This window comes from Aequorivita flava (genome assembly GCF_038742595.1).
Classification (GTDB): Bacteria; Bacteroidota; Bacteroidia; order Flavobacteriales; family Flavobacteriaceae; genus Aequorivita; species Aequorivita marisscotiae.
The window spans coordinates 1-1,815 of record NZ_JBANCF010000035.1; the positions used below are offsets into that span (position 1 = coordinate 1).

At 50.7% G+C, this 1,815-nt stretch carries 1 protein-coding gene and 1 pseudogene; both read left to right on the forward strand.

The features are described 5' to 3' along the window. Positions 1 to 120 precede the first annotated feature (120 nt). Positions 121 to 981 (forward strand): annotated as a pseudogene (locus tag VZD24_RS15310) (FIDD domain-containing protein); the annotation flags it as partial. Between the two features lie 3 nt (positions 982 to 984). After that, positions 985 to 1,815 (forward strand): FIDD domain-containing protein (locus VZD24_RS15180; protein ID WP_507237243.1); only part of this gene is annotated, 831 nt, incomplete at its 3' end.

The window sequence follows — 1,815 nt, forward strand, 5'->3', positions numbered from 1 at the left end:
GTGGTAGGGAATGCCAACAGTAGCATCCCGCCGAACCCCAACGGGGCAGAGGGCTGTTACGATATTGTTACATTAACCTTGATAGTAGATCCAATTCCGCTGGACCTTGGGCCTTTTGAAATGGTGTTGTGCGACGACGAACTGCAGGGCAGTACCCCGACCGATGAAATCTCGACCTTCGATCTTACCACCCAGGACATTTTGGTCACCGGCGGCGACCTTACCTTAAGCGTACTTTGGTTCGAGACCCCGGCGGATGAAGCGGCGGGCAACCCGATCCCGAATCCGACAACGTACCAGAACTTTGCGACCCCGCAGACGGTGATCGGAAGAGTGACTTCAGAATTTGGCTGTTCCAATACAATTACCCTGACCCTAACGGTACTTCCAAACCCCAACGCGAACCCGGACCCGGAACCGATCGTTATCTGTGATGACGATGATGACGGAATCGTGAGCACCTTCGATTTAACGGATCGCGATGTTGAGATATTAAATGGCGAGACGGACGTTACCATTTTCTATTACGAAACCATGCAAGCGGCGATTGATGCTGCACCAGGAACCGAAATTGTAAGCCCGTATACAAACATAGTACCTTACAACCAGATTGTGTTTGCCCGCGTTACCAACCAAGTACCGCCAGAGCAACTACCGTGTTATACTATTGTAGAGCTGGAACTTGTTGTAGTAGCCTTGCCAGATGCGCCAGACGCTACCTTCCAAGACCCACTCTTTGCCTGTGATGAAGACGGCGATGGCACAGCCATTTTCGACCTTACCGTGCAGAATGATGCAGTTTATGGCGTACAGGACCCGGCGGACTTTGAGCCGGTCACCTATTACGAGAGCCAAGCAGATGCGGACCTCGGTATCAATGAAATAGATCCAGCGGATGCCTTCCAGAGTTCCGGACAGACCATCTGGGTCCGTTTGGAGAGCCTTGGAACGGGATGCGCGAGGGTAAGCTCCTTTGAGATAGAGATGGGCGACTTCCCGGGAACGGGTACTGCAGACGACCTGGTTCTTTGTGATGATGAAGTGAACGGCAGCACCAATGACGATGGTCTCTCAACCTTCGACCTGACGGTGAACACCCCTGTAATTACAGGAGGCGATCCCACGTTAACGGTGTACTATTACGCATCGCAGGACGACTTGGATAACGATATCCGTATAGCCAACCCTTCAGCGTACCAGAATATCATCAGCCCCCAGCAGGAGATTTTTGTGGGCATAAGCGGGCAGAACAGTTGTGGGGCGGCATTGAGTTTCTTTATAACCGTTAACCCGAACCCGGAGCCCGTGGAGCCTACCCCATTGGTAGCCTGCGATGTGGACAACAACGGATATTCTTCTTTTGATTTGGAAAGTAAGACGGCAGAGATTCAAGGAGGCGATCCAACACTTATAATTACCTACCACGAAAACCTATTGGATGCCAGAACGGGCAATTTTCCATTGGCCAGTCCGTATGAGAATATAGTTGCCTTTAACCAGACACTCTATGTACGTGCAGCATACGATAGCCCACCAAATGGAACAGGATGTTACACGATTGTAACCTTGGAGCTACTGGTAAGAGAGTCTCCAGTAGTACCACAAGACCTACCAGATTTAGTAGCCTGTGACGACAGTGGTTTTGCGGAGTTCGACCTTACCCAGCAAGAAACCCTAATTTATGGCAACCAGTCTCCAGCAGACTATACCCTTACCTACCACCTGAACCAAAATGATGCCAATACGGGACTGAACTTTATTGTACGGCCGGAAGCCTATACCAATATCAGCAACCCACAGACCATCTGGGTCCGT